This is a genomic window from Neorhizobium galegae (assembly GCF_021391675.1).
In the GTDB taxonomy this organism is placed as follows: domain Bacteria; phylum Pseudomonadota; class Alphaproteobacteria; order Rhizobiales; family Rhizobiaceae; genus Neorhizobium; species Neorhizobium galegae_B.
Genome location: NZ_CP090095.1, coordinates 1,817,394 through 1,835,440, shown reverse-complemented (window position 1 = coordinate 1,835,440; position 18,047 = coordinate 1,817,394). Strand labels below are relative to the sequence as shown.

At 62.9% G+C, this 18,047-nt stretch carries 15 protein-coding genes; 2 read left to right on the top strand and 13 right to left on the bottom strand.

What is annotated here, in order from left to right; genetic code table 11:
- Positions 1-3: 3 nt before the first annotated feature.
- Both LZK81_RS09195 and LZK81_RS09190 read right to left on the bottom strand, forming a co-directional pair.
- Complete coding sequence (locus tag LZK81_RS09195) at positions 4-1,056, bottom strand: amidohydrolase family protein (RefSeq protein ID WP_233955949.1); 1,053 nt, start codon at positions 1,054-1,056, stop codon at positions 4-6.
- Positions 1,057-1,134: 78 nt separating this feature from the next.
- Positions 1,135-2,763, bottom strand: coding sequence for a GMC family oxidoreductase (locus LZK81_RS09190; RefSeq protein WP_233955947.1), 1,629 nt, complete (start codon positions 2,761-2,763; stop codon positions 1,135-1,137).
- Positions 2,764-3,090: 327 nt separating this feature from the next.
- On the opposite strand from LZK81_RS09190, the gene LZK81_RS09185 reads away from it, so the two are divergent.
- On the top strand, positions 3,091-4,680 hold the full coding sequence (locus LZK81_RS09185) for an ABC transporter substrate-binding protein (RefSeq protein ID WP_233955946.1): 1,590 nt from the start codon (positions 3,091-3,093) through the stop codon (positions 4,678-4,680).
- A gap of 74 nt (positions 4,681-4,754) precedes the next feature.
- Here the strand turns inward: LZK81_RS09185 and LZK81_RS09180 are convergent, their stop codons facing one another.
- From LZK81_RS09180 to LZK81_RS09130, 11 genes are all read right to left on the bottom strand, one after another.
- On the bottom strand, positions 4,755-5,666 hold the full coding sequence (locus LZK81_RS09180; RefSeq protein ID WP_233955944.1) for an ABC transporter permease: 912 nt from the start codon (positions 5,664-5,666) through the stop codon (positions 4,755-4,757).
- Entirely contained in the window at positions 5,663-6,565 is a 903-nt protein-coding gene (locus LZK81_RS09175) for an ABC transporter permease (protein ID WP_233955943.1), read from the bottom strand. The genes LZK81_RS09180 and LZK81_RS09175 overlap by 4 nt, the downstream gene beginning before the upstream one ends.
- Positions 6,566-6,763: 198 nt before the next feature.
- Positions 6,764-8,329, bottom strand: coding sequence for an ABC transporter substrate-binding protein (locus LZK81_RS09170; protein WP_233955941.1), 1,566 nt, complete (start codon positions 8,327-8,329; stop codon positions 6,764-6,766).
- Positions 8,330-8,368: 39 nt separating this feature from the next.
- Complete coding sequence (locus LZK81_RS09165) at positions 8,369-9,445, bottom strand: ABC transporter ATP-binding protein (RefSeq protein ID WP_233955940.1); 1,077 nt, start codon at positions 9,443-9,445, stop codon at positions 8,369-8,371.
- A complete protein-coding gene (locus tag LZK81_RS09160) occupies positions 9,442-10,473 on the bottom strand; it encodes an ABC transporter ATP-binding protein (protein WP_233955938.1) in 1,032 nt (343 codons plus the stop codon). The genes LZK81_RS09165 and LZK81_RS09160 overlap by 4 nt, the downstream gene beginning before the upstream one ends.
- A 210-nt stretch (positions 10,474-10,683) precedes the next feature.
- Positions 10,684-11,508, bottom strand: coding sequence for an inositol monophosphatase family protein (locus LZK81_RS09155; RefSeq protein WP_046609038.1), 825 nt, complete (start codon positions 11,506-11,508; stop codon positions 10,684-10,686).
- Positions 11,505-12,332 (bottom strand): glycerophosphodiester phosphodiesterase family protein, encoded by an 828-nt coding sequence (locus LZK81_RS09150; RefSeq protein WP_233955936.1) that lies wholly within the window; start codon positions 12,330-12,332, stop codon positions 11,505-11,507. Before LZK81_RS09150 ends, LZK81_RS09155 begins: the two co-directional genes overlap by 4 nt.
- Before the next feature lie 38 nt (positions 12,333-12,370).
- Complete coding sequence (locus tag LZK81_RS09145) at positions 12,371-13,477, bottom strand: ABC transporter ATP-binding protein (RefSeq protein ID WP_233955934.1); 1,107 nt, start codon at positions 13,475-13,477, stop codon at positions 12,371-12,373.
- 2 nt (positions 13,478-13,479) lie between these two features.
- Positions 13,480-14,397: an ABC transporter permease subunit gene (locus LZK81_RS09140; protein ID WP_046606186.1), complete on the bottom strand. Its 918-nt coding sequence runs from the start codon at positions 14,395-14,397 to the stop codon at positions 13,480-13,482.
- Between the two features lie 3 nt (positions 14,398-14,400).
- Entirely contained in the window at positions 14,401-15,291 is an 891-nt protein-coding gene (locus LZK81_RS09135) for a carbohydrate ABC transporter permease (protein WP_233955932.1), read from the bottom strand.
- Between the two features lie 69 nt (positions 15,292-15,360).
- The gene (locus tag LZK81_RS09130; RefSeq protein ID WP_233956512.1) at positions 15,361-16,668 is read right to left on the bottom strand and encodes an extracellular solute-binding protein; all 1,308 of its coding nucleotides are present in this window, start codon (positions 16,666-16,668) and stop codon (positions 15,361-15,363) included.
- 212 nt (positions 16,669-16,880) lie between these two features.
- Here LZK81_RS09130 and LZK81_RS09125 point away from each other — a divergent pair, with 212 nt between their 5' ends.
- Positions 16,881-18,035, top strand: a complete 1,155-nt coding sequence (locus LZK81_RS09125) for an ROK family transcriptional regulator (protein ID WP_233955931.1) — start codon at positions 16,881-16,883, stop codon at positions 18,033-18,035.
- The last annotated feature ends 12 nt before the right edge of the window (positions 18,036-18,047 follow it).

Sequence of the window (18,047 nt, the reverse complement as noted above, 5' to 3'; positions counted from 1 at the left end):
GGGTCAGCCTCCAAATCTCGGATAGGTGGCGAGAACGTTGTCGCGAAGGATCTTGTTCACCTTGGCTTCCGGCAGGCCCTCGGGCAGCACGTCCAACCCCTCGAAATGCCAATGCGGATAGTCCGAGGAGAACAGCAGCATATCATCGCTGAGCAGATGGTCGAGCGTCTTGGCGACGTCCTCGACATCATCAGGCCCGTCGAAGGGCTGCGATGTCATGCGGATATGCCGGCGGATGATGTCGGCCGGCGCGTCCTTGACCCACGGAACCTCGATGCGGGTGCCGCGCCAGTCCTTGCTCATGCGCCACATCAGCGCCGGCATCCAGGTGACGCCGGATTCGATCATCACCGCCGTCAACTTTGGGTATTTGACGAAGACGCCTTCGGAAATCAGGCTCGCGACCTGGGTTGCGAAGCCTTGCGGCTGCACCACATGGTCCTCGATCAGGAAGGAATGGAAGCCGCTATGGCTCGGCGCATGGCGGAAATTCGATCCCGCATGAATGCCGATCGGCAGGCCGTGTTTCTCGGCCGCCTCGTAGATCGGCCAGTAGGTGCGCCGGCCGAGCGGAAGCTCGGTCATGGCGAGCGTCAGGATCTGCACGAAACGCTTGTCGTCGGCGCGACGCTCGATCTCCTCGACCGCGGCCTCGACATTCTGGAACGGCACCAGCATGGACGCCCTCAGCCGGCTGTCGCGGCTCAACCACTTGTCGGCAAGCCAGTCGTTGGTGGCGCGGCATATGGCGGCTGAGAGGTAAGGATCGAACAAGGCGTGGGCGCCGGAAACAACGTTGAGGATGGCGCCTTCGAGACCGAGCGGGTCGAGCAGGTTCTTCTGCATCTGCGTGAGCGGATCGCTGCTCCATGCCCAGTCGGGCCGCATGTAGGGACGCGTGCGCTCGGGAAAACTCATCAGTTCCAGCACGTCGACTTCGCGCGAGGTGACGATCTCCTGCCAATAGTCGTCGAGATAGGGAAGCAGGTCGGCACGACGCGGTGTCGGCGGATGGACGTCGCAGTCGATCGCCCCGGCGGTTTCGAATCTAGCCATTTTCGTAAACGTCTCGCTCATTGTTGGTCGATGAATTATCCTTGGGTGTCAGTCTCGCAACGTCCCTCTTTGATTGCCTCATGCCGCCTGCGCTCCCATCTTTTCCTCGCGAATGAAGTCCGCCGCCTTTTCCGCGATCATCACGGTCGGGGCCTGGGTGTTCCCAGAGACGATGGTGGGCATGATCGAGGCATCGACGACGCGCAGGCCGGTGAGACCATGGACCCGCAGCCGATCGTCGACCACCGCCATGCGGTCGCGGCCCATCTTGCAGGTGCCGACGGGATGGAAGGTGGTGTTGAGGGTTTGGCGGGCATAATCGAGCATGTCGTCGTGGGACTGCACGGCAGCAGTCGGCGCTATTTCCTCCGGCTCGAAACGCGCCATGGCCGGGCTTGCAACAATGCGCCGGACAGCCTCGATCGATCGTATCAGGATCTCCCGGTCCGCCTCCTCTTTCAGGAAATTGTGCAGGATGCGCGGCTGGACCGAAGGGTCGCCCACCGCGACGTGGCAATGGCCGCGACTTTCCGGCCGCAGGATGCACGCCGACGAGGTGATGCCGGGGAACGGATGCATGGCGCCGCCGAAACTCGGCGAGGTGGAGCCGGAGACGTGGATCTGGATTTCCGGCGCCGGCGCATCCGGCGTGGTCTTGAGGAAGGCGCCGAGCAGCGTCGGCGACCCGCCGAGCGGCCCGCGTTTGGTCGCAAGATACTGCATGCCGAGCAGCATCCGGCCAAGCCGTGTGCCGGCGCGGGTATTCAGCGTATGGGTATTGTGAAGACGATGCTGCACCCGGATGTGCCAGTGATCCTGCAGGTTTTCGCCGACACCCGGCAATGCGTGCAGCACCTCTATCCCGGCCGCTGCCAGAACGTCCGGCGCACCAACGCCGGAGCGTTCGAGAATGGCCGGCGAGCTATAGGCTCCGGCCGACAGAATGACTTCCCGCCCCGCCTTAGCCTCGTGATTCTGGCCATCGAGGCTGAACACGACGCCGCTCGCCCGCTTGCCGTCGAAGGTCACCCGGTCGACGAGGGCGCGGGTGACGACCGTTAGGTTGCGGCGGTTGCGGACCGGCTCCAGAAATGCGCGGGCGGTGGAGTGGCGCACACCGTTCTTGATGGTGGCGACGAAGAAGGCCACGCCTTCATTGTCGCCGGAATTGTAGTCGTCCGCAGCGGGAATACCCTGCTCGATCGCTGCCCGGCGATAGGCTTCGAGGGCCTCCCACCGCACATTGGGATCGGAAACCGCCCATTCGCCCTCCGTGCCGTGAGCCCCCTCATCCGGACGATGGAAAGCTTCGGAACGCTTGAAATAGGGCAGCACACTTTCCCACGACCAGCCGCGATTGCCGAGCTGCGCCCATTGGTCGTAGTCGTAGGCATGGCCGCGTACATAGATCAGGCCGTTGATGGCGGAACTGCCCCCGAGCATTTTTCCGCGCGGCAGTGCAAGCTGGCGTCCATTGAGATGGGGTTCAGGCTCGCCCTTGTAGAGCCAGTCATATTGGGGCCTGCCGATGAGATAGGCGAGACCAAGCGGCATGTCGACATAGAAGCCCCGCCCCTCGCCGCCGCCCTCGATCATCAGCACCTCGACCGTCGGATCCGCCGACAGCCGGTTGGCCAGAACACAGCCTGCCGTGCCGCCGCCCACGATGACGTAGTCGTAGGTACGGGAATGCTCGAACGCACCCATGGTCTCTCCTCCACTTCCCGCAACAGGTAGCCGCGCGCCTCGCGGTTACGGCGCCGAAACGGGCACCGGAAGAGCGAAGGACACAACGGCCGCACAATCACAGCCTCCCGTATAATCATGGCATACGAGCCGGTTGGAAGGAAGTCGTGTTGCGGCAAAACCGAATACAAAAGTATACATCGATATCCTCCTGCTGTAGGTTTCCCCTACGGCAGGTTGTCGCAATTCGGGAAGAGGAAGCCGAATCGTGGATGTGATGTATGCATCACCAGCCTTGTCGGCATGAGTTTGTTTCATCAGTTTGTTTCATTGGGGAGGAGCCCAGAGATGAGCAAGACGAAGGACGGCGTGCCGTCTGTCATCCATAACAGCAGGATCAACCGAAGAACGCTTCTGGCGTCCGGCGCAGCGCTGGGAGGCGCGATGCTGCTGCCCGGGCAGATGTTCGCCCAGACGCCACAGGCCAAACCGGGCGGCACCTTGCGCATCGCCATGCCCTTCAACCCGGCCGCACTCGACCCGATGACCGGTCGCAACGTGCCGGATTTCAACGCGCTCTACGCACTGTTCGACGCATTGATCGCCTTCGATCCGGCGACGCTCGAGCTGAAGCCGATGCTGGCCAAGGACTGGACCTTCACCGATCCGACGACGCTGGTGCTCAACCTCATCGACGGCGTGAAATTCCATGACGGCACCCCGTTCAACGCCGAGGCCGTGAAGTTCAACCTCGACCGCTTCATGAACGACCCGCGCTCGAACGTGAAGTCGGACCTGGTTTCGGTCGCATCGGTGGCGGTCACCGGCCCGAGCCAAGTGACGATCAAGCTCAAGCAGCCGAACTATTCGCTGCCGACCATCCTGACGGGCCGCGTTGGCTGCATCATCTCGCCCGCTTCCATCAAGGCTGCCGCCGACGGCAATGTCGACCGCAATCCCGTCGGCACAGGACCGTTCAAGTTCGCCGAATGGCGCGACAACGACCTGATCCGCGTCGAGAAGAGCCAGAACTACTGGCAGCCGGGCCTTCCCTATCTCGACGGCATCAACTTCCGCATCATCAACGAGCTGAACACCGCCGCCCGCACGGTCACAGCCGGCGAAACCGATCTTGCGCTCAACATGGCCGCGCAGCAGATCGCTACTGCCCGCCGTGTGCAGGACCTCACCGCCGAAGCCAATCCTTCGATGATCTTCTTCACCCTGATGATGAATTTCGCCAAGCCGCCGCTCAACGACATCCGGGTCCGGCAGGCGATGAACTACGCCATCAACCGCGCCGAACTGAACCAGGTTCTGATGCTTGGCCTCGGCGAGCCGACCTCGACCATGTTCCCCAAGGATTTCTGGGCGGTGGATGCCGGAACGGCGCAGTTCTACCAGCACGATCCGGAAAAGGCGCGCAAACTGCTGGCCGACGCCGGATATCCGAAGGGTCTGGAAGTCGAAACCTGGAGCTGGCCGGATCAGACGTCGGTTCAGCGCCTCGAAGTGGTCGGCAACCAGCTTGAGCAGGTCGGCATTCGCCTCAAGGTCACGCCCTCGCCTCCTCAGGTCGTGAACCAGGCTTTCTATATCGAAGGCAAGGGCGCGATGATCCTCAATCCGCAGGGCGGCTGGCTCGATCCCAGCCAGACCTACGAACGGCTGTTCGGCGCGACCGGCCAGTTCAATGCCGGCAAAATCGAAGACCCGCAGTTCCGTAAGCTGCTGGACGCCACCGGCACCTCGGCCGATGCCGGCAAACGCAAGGAAGCTTTTGCCGCACTCCAGCGTTTCGTCGTCGAGCAGGCGCTGCACCTGCCGCTGGTGACCTCGGCTGCCATGTCGATCCGCAACAAGAAGGTCAAGGACTTCCAATACGACCGGCTGCACTCGCCGCGGTTCCACCGCGTCTGGCTCGACCAGACCGCGTGATCCGCAGCCAGGATACGATAGAAGCAACGAAACAGCCCGGCTGCGAGGCCGGGCTGTTTGCATCTAAAATGGAATTACCGGCGCTTGATGGTGGGGTCGAGAAGCACGCGGATCGATTCGCCGAGCGTGTTGAAGGCGAGCGCCGTGAACAGGATGGCGAAACCCGGCGCATACATCTGCTCGGGCGCCACCTCGACATAGTGGTAGGCGCGCGCCAGCATGCCGCCCCAGCTCGACTCCGGGGGCTGGACGCCGAGCGACAGGAAGCTCAAACCGGCTTCCGCCAGAAGCGCCACGGCCAGCATCAGTGTCACCTCGACGATGACAGGCTGGATCGCATTGGGCAGGATATGGCGCAGGATCAGGTGCAGGCGCGATGCGCCGAAACCGGTCGCGGCCTCGACATAAAGCGCATTCTTCACCACCAGCGTCTGCGCCCGCATCGTCCGGGCAAGCACCGGCGCGAAGGCGAAACCGACGGCGATCATCGCATTGGTGAGACCGATGCCGAGCGCGCCTGTCACGGCGACGGCCAGTACGAGCGGCGGAAAGGCAAGGACCCCGTCGATGATGCGGCTGCCCACCTGGTCGATCCAGCCGCCGATAAAACCGATGAAGACCCCGAGCGGCACACCGATCGCCACACCAATGCCGACAGCGAGGCTCGCGGCGTAGAGCGCATTGTAGGAACCGTATATCAGCCGGCTCAGCGTGTCGCGGCCAAGGTCGTCGGTGCCGAGCCAGTGTGCGCCGCTCGGTGGCGCCAGAAGATCCATCAGGTTCTGCTTGTTGGGCGCATAGGGCACGATCAGCGGCGCGAAGATCGCCGCCAGAACCAGAACGGAGAGATAGGCGAGGCTGATCAGCGCACGCTTGTCGCCCCACAGCCAGGCCCAGAAGCGGAAGCGCACGGGGGGCGGAAGGGTCGCCCTTGCTGACGGCGCGGCAGCGGTTTGGGTCATCGCGGTCATGTTCGTATCGGTCATGTGGAGGCCGCCACTCTGGGATCGAAAGTCGCGTTGAGCACGTCGACCAGGAGATTGGTGAGGATCACCACCAGCACCAGCACGAGCGCTACACCCTGCACCACCGGGAAATCCTTGTTGAGCGCCGAATAGCTGATCAGGTTGCCGACGCCGGGGATGGCGAAGACGGCCTCGATGATGACGGCGCTGGAAAACAGCCGGTTCACCTGCAGGCCGGCAATCGTCAGCATCGTCGCCGCCACGTTGCGAAGCCCGTGCTTCCAAAGGATGGCGCCAGAACCGAGCCCCTTGGCTCGTAGCGTGCGGATATATTGCGAGCCGAGCACTTCGAGCAGCGCACTACGCACCTGCCTTGCCAGAACCGCGACCACGCCGGTGGAGAGTGCCACCGCCGGGAGGGTTGCATAATAGAGCGACTCCAGCGGCTTTTCGAAGACGGATACGGCACCGGTCGCCGGGAACCAGCGATAACCGAGCGAAAACAGCGTCACCAGAATGATGCCGAGCCAGAAATTAGGAACGGCGACACCGAGCGAGGCGACACTGGTAATGATCTTGTCGAGCGTGGTGCCCTGGCGCGTCGCGGCAAGAATGCCGAGCGGAATGCCGAGTGCTGCGCCGAGAACCAGCGCGTAGAGAACCAGCAGGACCGTATGGGGCAGGCGCGACAGGATCAGCCGCAGGACCGATTCGTTCGAGAACAGCGAATGGCCGAGATCGCCCTGCACGGCATTTCCCAGCCAGAAGAAATATTGCACCAGCATCGGTCGGTCGAATCCGTAAATCTGGCGGATTTCCGCGATCCGTTCCGCCGTCGCATAGTCGCCCGCGATCATCATGGCCGGGTCGCCGGGCATCATGTAGACGAGCGAAAACACCACGAACGTGGCCACAATCATCACGGGCACCAGTTGCATGAGCCTTTGCGCAACCATCCCGGGGACGCCGTACATCATCGATACTCCGTCAATCCGCAATTGACGCCGGCCAGTTCAACGGCCTGCGCTGGAACACCGGATGCGCAGAAGCACTGCCTTCCGATGCGGGGGGAGCGGCACGGGCGAACCGCCCCGCTCCGGTTTCCGGGCGATCGGGCCTCAAGCCTCCATCCACACCTTGTGGAAGCGCGGGCGCTGCAGCAGGCTGAAATTGAAGCCGTGCACCTTCGGCGTACGAATGATGATGCCGGCAGACGAGAACTGCGGCAGGTGCAGCGCGTTTTCCAGCACGAAACGCTGCATCTTGTGGAGCACGTCCTTGCGCTTGGCGTTGTCGAACGTGTTCATCGACGCATCCATCAGCTCACGATAGCCCGGCAGTTCGATCTTGGCCGCGTTGCGATAGGCCGTTGCCGAGAACTGACGGTCGTAGGCCGTTGCCGGATCCGGAAGACCGCCGGTCGGGGTCATCAGCATCTGACCCTTTTTCTCGGTGAGGAAGTATTGCATCGTCTGCGCCGGCTGCGCCGGAGTGACCTTCAGCCGGATGCCGGCTTCGGCAAGCTGGGCGCTGAGGACTTCCTGACGCTGCACCGCCGCCTGGTCGGCCCAGGTGAAGGTGGCGATCTCTATGCCGTTTGCGAAACCTGCCGCCTTCAGCAGCGATTTGGCGCGGTCGAGATCCAGCTTGTAGAAGTTCTCGGTCGCTGGATCATTGGCCCAGAAGCCTGATGGGAACATGCTGCAATGCCCGCCGCCGAGGCCGCCCCACAGGACCTGGTTGAGTACCGGCCGGTCGAGCGCCCAGTTCATGGCCTGCCGAACGCGAACGTCTTTCAGCGGCCCCTCACCGTAGTTCAGGAAGGCTGTGTAGTAGATCATCGACGGCGTCGCTTCGGCGACAAGCTTGGGGTCGCGCTTGGCCACGGCCATCTGCTGCGCGCTCATGTTGAGGACGATATCGGATTCACCGGCGGTCACCGTGCGGACAGCCGTGTTGAACTCGTTGACGATGCGCATGTCGACGCCGTCGAGGTAAGGCTTGTCACCCCAGTAGTTGGCGTTTTTCACGACCTTGATCAGGGTATTGTCCTGCCATTCGACGAATTTGAACGGCCCGGTGCCGACCGGCGTACGGTCGACATTGCCGCCGGCAGCAGCCTTGACCGAAGCGGGCGACACGATGAGGCCGGCGCGGTCGGTCAGGATCGCAGGCAGCGTGGCGTCCGGATATTTCAGCTTCAGCGAAACCTGATACGCGCCGGTGGCCTCGACCTTATCGACGACCGCAAGGTCCGATTTCACGTTCGAGCGATCGTATGTGCTGCAGCGCTGCAGGTGGAAGACCACCGCTTCGGCATTGAACGGCGTACCGTCATGGAATTCGACGCCCTGGCGCAGTTCGAGAACCAGCGTGGTTGGATCGGTGAATTTCCACGAGGTCGCCAGCATCGGCTGCAGTTCGAGCGTCTGCGGATCGAAACCGATCAGCGCGTCGAACATCAGGAGAAGAGCATTGAAATCGGGATTGTTGCGGCCCGTCAGCGGGTCTAATGCCGCCGGGTTGAACGGCATGACGGCCCTCAGGGTCCCGCCGGATCTTGGCTGCGGGGCCTGGGCGCGCGCCATTGCCGGCAACAGGGCCAGGCCGCCGGCGGCGACCGTTCCGGCCAGCAGCGAACGGCGGCTAATATCCGGTATCTTTCCAAATAGATTTGTGGTCACCTCTTCTCCTCCTTGATCATGACCGGCCGTATTCGGCCCTTATGTCAGTGCATTCGTGGCAGATGCGGCATGGTCGGCTCCGTTCCCTCCGGCAAGACCAAGACCCTTCCTCTCCTTTTCGCCGAGCATCTCCTCGGCGAAATGGCATGCGACATGCCGCCCGGGCAGCAATTGGCGCTGCTGGGGTTCCTGCGTGCGACAGATGTCGCGCACCCGCGGACAGCGCGTGTGGAAACGGCAGCCGCCCGGCGGCGCGATCGCACTTGGTATCTCGCCTTGCAGGATAATCCTCTGGCGGGCATCGGCGGCCGTCGGGTCGATCTCCGGTTCGGCCGAGCGCAGCGCCTCCGTATAGGGGTGCAGCGGCGTTTCGATCACGGCGTGGGCGGGGCCGACCTCGACGATCTTGCCGAAATACATCACCGCCACGCGGTCGCTGATATGGCTGACCACCCGCAGATCATGGCTGATGAAGACGTAGGTGAGGCCGAACTGCTCCTGCAGTCGGGCAAAAAGATTGAGCATGTCGGCCTGGATCGACACGTCGAGCGCCGCCACCACCTCGTCGCAGACGATCACGTTCGGATCCAGCATCAGCGCACGCGCAATGTTGGCGCGTTGCTTCTGGCCGCCGGAAATCTCGTGCGGATAGCGGTTGGCCATCTCGGCCGCCAGCGACACCCGGTCCAGCATCGCGAACGCCTTTTCGCGCCGCTCAGCCTTCGTCCCCTCGCCCGCGATGTTCAAGGGTTCGCAGATGCTCTGAAGGATAGTCATGCGCGGATCGAAGGCCGCATTCGGGTCCTGCGAGACGATCTGATACTTGCGTCGGTGACGATTAAGCTCGCGGCGGGAAAACTTGAATGGATCGACGCCGTCATGCAGAACGCCGCCACCGCTTGGGCTGAGCAGGCCGACAAGACAACGCCCCAGCGTCGATTTGCCGGAACCGGACTCGCCGATCACGCCAAAAATCTCGCCCCTGCGGACGCTGAAGCTGACCCCGTCGACGGCGCGGATCAGCGAGCCGCGCCGCGGATTGCCGAAGGTGACATGCAGATCATCGACATCAAGCGCCGAAAGCGCCGACCGCTCGGAAGAAGTGGCCAAACTCATGCTCCGACCCCTCTCAATGCGAGTTCTTCCCAGCGATTGCAGCGCACTTCCCTGCGATCGATATCGTCGGTGCCCTCGTTCTCGATGCCCTGGGGCAATTCGCAGGGCTGCATGGAATAGGAACAGCGCGGCCCGAAGCGACAGCCCTTCGGCATGTGACGCAGTGACGGAACGCGGCCGGCGATCGAAGGCAGAGTGCCGCGCGCGCGGTTGCTATCGGGGATCGAATGCAGAAGTCCGGCCGTATAAGGGTGGCGGGGACCGGCGATGACGTCCTTCACCGGACCGCCCTCGACGACCTGTCCTGCATACATCGTGACCATCCGATGACAGCTCTGCGCGACCAGTCCGAGATTGTGGGTGATGAACATGATGGCCGTGCCGGTGCGGTCGGCAAGGCCTAAAAGCAGGTCCATGATCTGCGCCTGGATGGTTACGTCGAGAGCCGTGGTGGGCTCGTCGGCGATGAGCAGGCGCGGTTCGCAGACCAGCGCCATGGCGATCATCACGCGCTGGCGCATGCCGCCCGAAAGGTTCATCGGGTAAAGCGTGGCGACGTGGCGCGGCGATGCGATGCCGACCGAATCCAGCGCTGCGATGGCGCGCTCCGCCGCCTCCCGGCGGTCGAGCTTGAAATGCCGCCGAAGGGTCTCCTCGATCTGATAACCCACGGTGAATACCGGGTCGAGGGCGCTCATCGGCTCCTGAAAAATCATGCTGATGTGCCGGCCGCGAATGCCATTCATCTGCGATTCCGAACAGGACACCAAGTTCTGCCCGCCGAAGATGATCTTGCCGCCAAGGCGCAGATCGCGCGGCGGCAGGAGCCGGAGAATGGAGAGGGCGGTCATCGACTTGCCGCAGCCGCTCTCGCCGACGACGCCGAGGATTTCCTTCGGCTTTACCGAAAGCGAAACATTGTTGAGGACTTCGACCCAACCCGATTGGTCACGCAGTGACAATGTCAGGTTCTGGATATCCAGAAGCGTGTCCTGACCGGCCGTCGTGGTCTCGGCAAGCTGCTGCATCCGGCCCTGATCCTCCCTATCGGCCCGCTGCCTGCATGATCAACATGTGACATGCAGGCGGCTATCAAGCATTTTCCTCACCGTGCAGAAACCCCATCAGGGATCCTGATACGCGATGCAGACTCCTCCCGAGAGCCTAGTCGTGTATACATTACACGTCACGATGGCGAAAGCCAGAATGAAAATTGCCGTCCTCCGGAGCCTGGGCCGTCAGCCCAAGCTTTCGCGGATCGCCTCCCAGCTCGCCGCATCGGGCGCCAGCAGCAGCCGCCCCTGCGTCATCGCGGGCCGATAGGGCTCACCGCTCAGAAGGCCGCTATAACCGCCGGCTTCGCGGTGGATCAGTTCGCCGGCCGCATGGTCCCAGGGCTTCATGTCTGCATTCAGCGAGAAGCTCATCGCTCCGGTCGCCACCATCCGGTATTCGAAGGCGGAGCATCGCCATGTGGTGGTGCGGCCGAAGCGCAGAACCCGCGGCGCGAACGCCGCCTGCTCTTGCGCCGAGAACATATGCAGCGGCACGAAGCCGCTCATTTCGCCGACCGGAACTGCGGCGGCAACGCTGAGGCGGGTACGCTCGCCGTCACGGGCGATATGCCAGGCCCCCTCGTCCGGCCGGGCCACGAGAAAATCGCCGGTCAGCGGATAGTGGATCAGCCCGGCGACGGTTTCTCCGCCGGAAACGATCGCCACGATCATGCCGAACAGCGGCACGCCATGGGCGAAATTCCATGTGCCGTCGACGGGATCGATGATCGCGGCGAGTTCGGCATCCGCCAGGCGGTCGAGCAGTGTCGGATCGGCGGAGACAGCCTCCTCGCCGACGATCAGCGCCTCGGGAAAATGTGCGGAGAGTGCTGCGGAAAGCCGGCGCTCCGCACCCAGATCGGCATCGGTGACGATGTCGTCCGGGGCAGTCTTGGCGCGGATGCCGTCTGCCGTTACTCCGAGGAAACGGGGCAGAACCTCCGCCTCCGCCGCCTGACGCATATCCTCCATCAGGGACTGCAGCATGGCCTCGGAAATGATCGTCATGCTTGGCGGGCCTTTATGTAGGATTTCAATGCGGCGGGCTGATCCGTCTGGATAACGCTGATGCCCGCGTCGATCAACCGACCCCAGATCAGATCGGGATTGGCAAGGGCTGCACTGTCCGTCCATTCGCCGCTGCCGGGCTGGTCGAGCGTGTTGACCCAGAGCGCCATGCGGGCCCTCGCGAAAGCCTCGCGGTGACGAGCGATCGTTTCGAGACTGTCGAAGCGGATCTCGCACATGAAGGGCGAGAGTTCGGAGAGCACCGCCAGTGCGTCGCCGGTGTTTTCGGCGGTGAAGCGCGCCATGCCCATGAACGGCACGCCGTCGATCTTCTGGGCGCGCACCCATTCCACATCCGTCAGACTATGGACCTTGGTCTTGAGATCGACATCGGCATGGGCGCCCATTTCCCGGGCACAAGCGGCGACTTCGGAAAACAGCCCGCGATCCTTGAGATCGAGATCGGCGAAGATGCGGCCGCGGATGATCTCCAGCGCCTGTTTCAGGGTCGGAATGCCCTGATCGGTCACCGCACGGCCCTCGCCGCCGTCGTCTTCGCGCAGCATGATCGCCTGCAGCTCCGCCATGGTGAAAGTCTCGGCATCGCGGCCGATGCCGGCCATGCGTTCCAGCGTATCGTCATGCATCAGGAAAAGCTGGCCGTCTGCGCTCTTGCGCACGTCGAGTTCGACGATCTCGCAGCCGATCGCGATGGCGTTTTCGATGGCCGCCAGGCTGTTTTCCGGCGCGCCATGCCAGGCGCCGCGATGGGCAACGACGGCGCAGCTACGCGCCGGATCGGCGATAAAGTCTTTGTAGTTCATGAGGGTTTCTTTCATATGGCGCCTTTGGCGCCGGGCTTTCATTGGGCGCCGAAGGCACCGGGTATGGCCCGGCCTGTCGCTGCATCGAAGAGATGCAGTCGCGAGGTCGGGAAGTTCAGGTAGAGTTCGAGCCGGTCGGCGATATCCGCACCGAAGGGCGTCGCGATGCGGACGATCGAGCCGCCGAGATCGGCAGCCAGCACCGAATGGGAACCGAGATCCTCGCGGAACCGGAGTGCCGCCTTGACCGCATGGCCATCCGCCTTGCCGTCCACGACGATGTCCTCGGGCCGGATGCCGAGCTGATAGGCGCCGGTCAGCGGGGCGTTCGCCACCACCTGCCCGTCGGCGAGTCGTAGTGCCGACCCGTTTCCGGTCACGGCCAGGATATTCATCGGCGGGGCACCGATGAATTTCGCGACGAACACCGAGGCCGGATGGTGGTAGATCGCCTTCGGCGTATCGAACTGCTCGATCCGGCCCTTGTTGAGAATAAGGATACGATCGGCGAGCGTCATCGCCTCCACCTGATCGTGGGTGACGAAGACGGTGGTGGCGCCGATGCGGCGATGCAGGTCGGCAAGCTCGACGCGCATGTCGTGACGAAGCTGTGCATCGAGGTTGGACAGCGGCTCGTCGAACAGCAGCACGCCCGGCTCTCGCACGATGGCGCGGCCGATCGCGACGCGCTGGCGCTGGCCGCCGGAAAGCTGTCCCGGCTTGCGATGCAGATAGTCGGCAAGGCCAAGCATCTTGGCGACCGCCGCGACCCGCTCGGCACGTTCCGCCTTCGCCATGCCGGCGACCTTGAGGCTGTAGGCCATGTTCTCGAACACGCTCATATGCGGATAGAGCGCATAGTTCTGGAACACCATGGCGCAGCCGCGATGTTTCGGTTCGAGGTCCTGAACCTCGCGGGCGCCGAAAAGGATCTTGCCGCCGCTCACCCGTTCGAGCCCGGCGATCATCTGCAGAAAGGTAGACTTGCCGCAGCCGGAAGGCCCGAGCACGACGGTGAACTCGCCGGCCTTGAGCTCGACATCCATCGGCGGGATAACCACCGTCTGGGGGTCATAGGCCTTGGTCAGGCCTTTTACCGTGATGCTCGCGGCAGCGGCGCGGATGGCTGTATCGATGGCATTCATCGCTATTTCTCCGAAAGCACGAGGCCCTGCACCAGATACCGCTGTAAGAGCGCGATCATCAGGAGGGGCACGAGGGAAACGATCACGGCGCCCGCCATGATCATCGGAAAGTCGGGCACGGTGCCGTCCGAGTCCGGCAGCAGCCGCGCCAGGCCGACGACGGCGGTCTGCATGTCGGGCGTCGAGGAGGCGACGAGCGGCCAGAGATACTGCGTCCAGCCGCTCAGGAAGGTCAGCACGAACAGCGCCGCGAAACTGGTACGCGACAGCGGCAGCAGGATATCGAACATGAAGCGGACCGGCCCTGCCCCGTCCATGCGGGCGGCCTTGAACAGGTCGCCCGGCAGGGTGCGGAAGAACTGGCGGAACAGGAACGTGCCGGTGCCGTGCGCGGCAAGCGGCGCAACCAGGCCGAAACGGGTGTTCAGAACGCTCAGTTCGAGCTGAACCGGCGCACCGAATACCCCTGCGATCAGTCCGTTGAGGCCGGTCACGTCGAGCAGCGCATTGATCGGCGAGAACACGTTCGACGCCACCTGATAGGTGGTGATGACGCGGATATCGACCGGCAGCATGATGGTGGCGAGGATCAGTGCGAAGGCGACGCCCGCCCAGCGGATGCGGAAATAGACGATCGCATAGGCCGACAGGAAGGACAGGATGCAGGTTGCGATCGCCAGGCTGAACGCCACGGCGAGGCTGTTGAACATCTGGATCGGGATGCGCGTCTCGGTGAAGATGCGCGCCACGTTGTTCAGGAACTGGTCGCCGGGATACCAGGCAAGCCCGTTGCGCAGCAGGAATTCGTAGGATTGCGACGCTGTCGCGAGCGTGAGGTAGAGCGGCCCGAGGATGTAGAGCATGCCGACCAGCAGGATCAGGCTCGCGGCAATGTTGAGGGAGCGTGCGTTCTCGATCATCTGTCAGCGCTCGTAGTTGATGCGCCGGCCGAGAAAGACGAACTGGGCGGCGGTGAGAAGGATGACGAAGACCATCAGGATCGCGGTCTGGGTGGAGGCGCCTGACAGATCGTAGCCGCTGAAACCGTCCTTGTAGATCTTGTAGACGAGCAGCGTGGTCGCGCCGCCCGGCCCTCCATGGGTGATCGTGTCGATCAGCGCGAAGGCCGAGGTGACGCTTTCGGTGAATTCCAGCACCAGCGTCAGGAAGAGCTGCGGCATGATCAGCGGCAGCTGCACGTCGAAGATCCGCCGCCAGGGCCCTGCCCCGTCCATCGCCGCCGCCTGATGCATGGTGCGCGGGATCGATTGCAGGCCGGCCAGCAGAATGACGAAATTGAACGGGATGCCGCCCCAGACATGCGCGGCGATCAGCGTGATGAAGGCGTCCGTTCCATCGATGCCGGGCGCCCAGATGCCCGGAAAGGCTTTGTTGAGCGGCGCCAGGATGCCGACGAACGGATTGAAGACGAAGGCGAACACGACGCCGATCGAAGCGCCCGCGACACCCTTCGGCCAGACCAGCACGTTGCGGGCCGGCAGCGACAGGCGGATCTTGCGATCGGCGGCGACCGCAAGGATCAGCGGGATCAGCACGGCGAGCGACGACGCGGTCACCATGAATATGATGGTGCGCCAGCCCGCCTGCCAGAATTCCCGGTCGGAAAGGACACGGGCGAAATTGTCGAAGCCCACGAACATCGAACCGCCGCCGAACGGCTGTTCGAGAAAGAAGGACCAGTAGAAGGCCTGGAAGATGGGCACGTAGAAGAAAAGGACGATCAGCAGCATGAACGGCGCGACCAAGAGGACCGGCAGCCAGCGATTGCTGAAGAGAGTGGATTCGGAGGTCATGGGAAAAGCCCGCAGTGAGGGATCGGCACGGACGGGACAGATGTCCCGCCCGCGCCGATCAAGCTTGGATCAAGGCAGCTTGACGCCCTTATAGGTCTGCTCGAAGCGGCGCAGCAGTTCGTCGCCACGCTTCTTGGCATTGTCGAGCGAGGCCTGCATGGTCTGCTGGCCGCCATAGGCCTTCTGGGTCTCTTCCATGAAGATCTCGCGGAACTGCACGTAGAAGCCGAGGCGAATACCGCGGCTGTCGGCGGTCGGCGGCTGGTTCATCGACTCGATGCCGATGGCGGCGGTTGCGTATTTCGCAGCCTTCGCGTCGCCGCTCTTGTTGATCGCCTCGAGTACGTCGTTGGTGACCGGAACATAACCGGTCGCGGCGGTGAACGACATCTGCTGTTCCGGCTTGCGCAGGAAGTCGAGGAAGGCCTTGGCGCCGTCGACCTGAGCCTGGTCATGGCCCTTCATGACGTAGATCGAAGCGCCGCCGACCAGCGTGTTGTGGCGCTCGTAGCCCTTGTACATCGGCGCCATGTTGACGGTGAGCTGGTACTTGCCGTCGAAAGCCTTGGTGGAGGCGGCGTAGGAGCCGGAGGAGCCTTCCATCATCGCGCATTCGCCGGCGTTGAAGGCGGCGGTATAGTTGCCGGCCTTGGTATCGGCATTGAGCCTGACGAGACCTTCCTTGCGCCAGTCCACCAGGTTCTGGAGGTGCTTGGCGACGAAGGTGGTGTTGAAGACATATTCGGCGTCGAGGCCGTCATAACCGTTGTGCTTGGAGGCGATCGGCAGGCCGTGGCGGGCGGAGAACTGCTCCAGCACGCGCCAGGTATCGCCATCGGTAACGAACGGACATGCATGGCCGGCAGCCTTCAGCTTGCGGGCCGCCTCGATCACCTCTTCCCAGGTGGTCGGGGTCTGGGTGATGCCGGCCTTTTCGAGCTCGGTCTTGTTGGTGTAGAACAGCAGCGTCGAGGCATTGTAGGGCTGCGCGAACAGCTTGCCGCCGGACGTCTCATAATAAGCGCGGGTGCCGGCGATATAGTTGCCCCACTTGACGTCGGGCAAGATTTCCTGGATCGGCACGACGGCGTTCGACAGCATCAGGTCGAGCGTGCCGGCGTCGAAGAACTGGATCAGCACCGGATGGTTCTTGGCACGATAGGCGGCGATCGCCTTCTGCATCGACACTTCGTAGCTGCCCTGGCCGACGCAGGTGACCTTGTGCTGCGACTGTGCGGCATTGAAAGCATCGCACTGGGCCTTGATCGCGGTTTCGACAGGGCCCGTATTGCCGTACCAGAACTCGATATTGGCGGCCTGCGCGGAACACGCGCCCGCCATCAGGGCGGCGGCCGCCGCCAGAATGGAAATCTTCATCATTGCCCTCGCCTGTTTTGGGGATCGGCCGAGTGGGATCGGCACCGGAACGGCGGCATTACTACACTTTATGTGTAACAATTGGATGACGGATGGAAGCCCTTGTCGCGAAAGGGATTTCCATCTAAGCAAAGGGAAACGCGAGGTAGACGGCGGTATGCAACCGCAATTATTACACCTCCATGGTAATTGTTGGCGACGGAGGTGGATCAGTGGCCTATTTTCCCGAAGCTCTGATCCCGCCACAATTCCTGCGCGCAGGTGAAAGCGGCGTCGTGTCTCCGAACGAGCGCAGCCTGCTCAAGCTCATCTGGCGTCACCCCGGTCTCTCCCGCTCCGAAGTGACGGCTCATACCGACCTCACCCAGCAATCGGTCTATCGGATCATCGACCAGTTGGCGGAACGCGGCGTCGTCTTGCTCGGTTCTCCAAAACCTGGCGTCGGTCGCGGGCAACCGAGCCCGACGATCCGCCTCAACGCCCGCTACGCCTATTCCTGCGGCATCTCGGTCAATACCGACGTCATCGGCATCTGCCTGATGGACCTTGCCGGCAATGTTCTGGCCGAAAGCAGCGTGACGCTGCGCGAACACACGATGGCCCAGTCCCTCGATCTCGTCAGGACACGGCTCGCGGAGGCGCAGAAACTCAACGACCTTTCCCCGGAGGCCCTTTTCGGCATCGGGTTTGCAATAGCGGGCTATCATGTCGGCGGAACCCGCTACAACGCGCCCCTGCCGCTGCATGAATGGTCGCTGATCGAGCTCGGTCCGCTGCTGGCGGAGTTTTTCGGCAAGCCGGTCTGGGTGCACAACGGCGCCAATACCGGCGCAATCGCCGAGTCGATGTTCGGTGCCGGCCGCTACGTCAAGCACTTCGCCTATCTGAGCTTCAACTACGGTTTCGGCGGCGGGCTGGTCAGCAACGGTGAATTGCTGCTGGGCGGTAACGGCAATGCCGGCGAGTTTTCGGGCATCTACGACCAAGAGGAAAACCAGCGGCGACCGGCGCTACAATTGCTCATCGAGCGGCTTGTTCGCAATGGCGTCGATGTCCCCTCCATCACTTACATGCGCCGGCATTTCGAACCGCAATGGCCAGGCGTGGCCGAATGGATGAACGAAATCACGCCGGCTTATAACCGCTTGGTCAATGCCATCTCGGCGATTTTCGATCCGCAGGCGATCGTCTTCGGCGGCCAGGTGCCGCCGGACCTGGCGCAGATGATGATCGACCGGACGGAGATTTTCGGACGCCCTCGTTATGGCATACCGCGCCCCAGTCCAAAGCTGATCATCTCGGAGATCGCCAGCGACGCATCGGCGATGGGGGCTGCCGTCACCCCTTTCCACTCGACGTTCTACTGATACGTGGGCGCC

Coding starts and splice junctions, on each gene's coding strand:
- LZK81_RS09135 (WP_233955932.1), bottom strand. CDS start 15,291: ATGACCTCCGAATCCACTCTCTTCAGCAATCGCTGGCTGCCGGTCCTC.
- LZK81_RS09190 (WP_233955947.1), bottom strand. CDS start 2,763: ATGGGTGCGTTCGAGCATTCCCGTACCTACGACTACGTCATCGTGGGC.
- LZK81_RS09195 (WP_233955949.1), bottom strand. CDS start 1,056: ATGGCTAGATTCGAAACCGCCGGGGCGATCGACTGCGACGTCCATCCG.
- LZK81_RS09155 (WP_046609038.1), bottom strand. CDS start 11,508: ATGACGATCATTTCCGAGGCCATGCTGCAGTCCCTGATGGAGGATATG.
- LZK81_RS09160 (WP_233955938.1), bottom strand. CDS start 10,473: ATGCAGCAGCTTGCCGAGACCACGACGGCCGGTCAGGACACGCTTCTG.
- LZK81_RS09150 (WP_233955936.1), bottom strand. CDS start 12,332: ATGAACTACAAAGACTTTATCGCCGATCCGGCGCGTAGCTGCGCCGTC.
- LZK81_RS09140 (WP_046606186.1), bottom strand. CDS start 14,397: ATGATCGAGAACGCACGCTCCCTCAACATTGCCGCGAGCCTGATCCTG.
- LZK81_RS09145 (WP_233955934.1), bottom strand. CDS start 13,477: ATGAATGCCATCGATACAGCCATCCGCGCCGCTGCCGCGAGCATCACG.
- LZK81_RS09180 (WP_233955944.1), bottom strand. CDS start 5,666: ATGACCGATACGAACATGACCGCGATGACCCAAACCGCTGCCGCGCCG.
- LZK81_RS09185 (WP_233955946.1), top strand. CDS start 3,091: ATGAGCAAGACGAAGGACGGCGTGCCGTCTGTCATCCATAACAGCAGG.
- LZK81_RS09130 (WP_233956512.1), bottom strand. CDS start 16,668: ATGAAGATTTCCATTCTGGCGGCGGCCGCCGCCCTGATGGCGGGCGCG.
- LZK81_RS09165 (WP_233955940.1), bottom strand. CDS start 9,445: ATGAGTTTGGCCACTTCTTCCGAGCGGTCGGCGCTTTCGGCGCTTGAT.
- LZK81_RS09175 (WP_233955943.1), bottom strand. CDS start 6,565: ATGATTGTGGCCACGTTCGTGGTGTTTTCGCTCGTCTACATGATGCCC.